The sequence below is a fragment of the Rhizobium sp. BK619 genome (genome assembly GCF_014195245.1).
In the GTDB taxonomy this organism is placed as follows: Bacteria; Pseudomonadota; Alphaproteobacteria; order Rhizobiales; family Rhizobiaceae; genus Rhizobium; species Rhizobium acidisoli.
The window spans coordinates 2,146-3,407 of record NZ_JACIBH010000032.1; the positions used below are offsets into that span (position 1 = coordinate 2,146).

Annotated in this window: 1 protein-coding gene and 1 pseudogene; both read right to left on the reverse strand. The window is 62.5% G+C overall.

From position 1 onward, the window contains the following. Positions 1-913 (reverse strand): sugar ABC transporter permease (locus FHX14_RS32680; RefSeq protein WP_184381260.1); only part of this gene is annotated, 913 nt, incomplete at its 3' end. 103 nt (positions 914-1,016) lie between these two features. Then, a pseudogene (locus FHX14_RS32685) lies at positions 1,017-1,262 on the reverse strand (sugar ABC transporter substrate-binding protein); the annotation flags it as partial.

A 1,262-nucleotide genomic window follows, 5' to 3' on the forward strand; every position in this document is an offset into this window, starting at 1 on the left:
CAATGATCGCCGAGATGGTCATCAGCATGATGATGGCGCTGGCCGAGCCGACGGCCATCTCGTTGCGCTTGAAGGTGTATTCATACATGAAGTTGGACGGCAGCCAGGCCGAGCCGCCAGGCCCGCCCGAGGTCAGCGCCACCACCAGATCGTAAGACTTGATCGCCATATGGGCGAGCACGATGAAGGCCGACAGGAAGATCGGCCGCAGCAGCGGAATGACGATGCGCCGATAGAGCTGCAAGGGGGAAGCGCCGTCGATCTGCGCCGCCTTCATGATCTCGCCGTCGATGCCGCGAAGGCCGGCCAGGAACATCGCCATGACGAAGCCCGACGCCTGCCACACGCCGGCGATGACGACGGTATAGATGACGAAGTCCTTGTTCTTGATCCAGTCGAAGTGGAAGCTCGTCCAGCCGAAGTGATGCAGCGTCTGCTCCAGCCCGAGGCCGGGATCGAGGAACCATTTCCAGGCAACCCCGGTGACGATGAAGGAGAGCGCCATCGGATAGAGGAAGATCGGCCGCAAAATCCCCTCGCCGCGAATCTTCTGGTCGAGCAGGATCGCCAGGAACAGACCGAGGGCCAGGCAGATGCCGACATAGAGGAAGCCGAAGATCGCCATGTTGGTGATCGAAGTATACCAGGAGGATGGCGGATCGCTCTCGAAGGTCCAGCGCCACAGCCGCTGATAGGCGCGCGCCCCGGTCAGCGCATAAGACGGAAAGGTCTTGGAATTGGTGAACGACAGATAGGCCGTCCAGACGATGAAGCCGTAGACGAAGACCAGCGTGATGACGAAGCTCGGCGCCAGCACGATCTTCGGCAGCGCATCCTGCAGCCGGCCGCGCAGCGAGATCGCCGTCGATTGCGCCGGCGTCAGAACCGGATCGGTGGTCGCAACTGTGCTCATGAATGTCATCTCCCTTCCCGCAGGATCGGCTCGGCAATAATCGTCGCGGAGCCTGAAGCCTCCCCGCGACATGCGCGGGGAAGCGTGTGCATCAACCAAGATCTCAGCGGGCGTCGTCGATCGCCTGGACGAGCTGCTTGACGGCTTCGTCGGAGCTCTTGATCTGGCCGTGGACGAACTTCGAGACCACGTCCTTATAGGCATTGGCGATGGCCGGAGGGGCGCCGTAGCCCTGGGCCAGCGAACCGAACAGCGTGCCGCCTTCATTGGCCGCCTTCAGATCGGCGATGCCCTTCTTGCCGCAGGCGTCGAAGTCGGTGTCGGGAACGTCGGTGCGGGCCGGCACCGA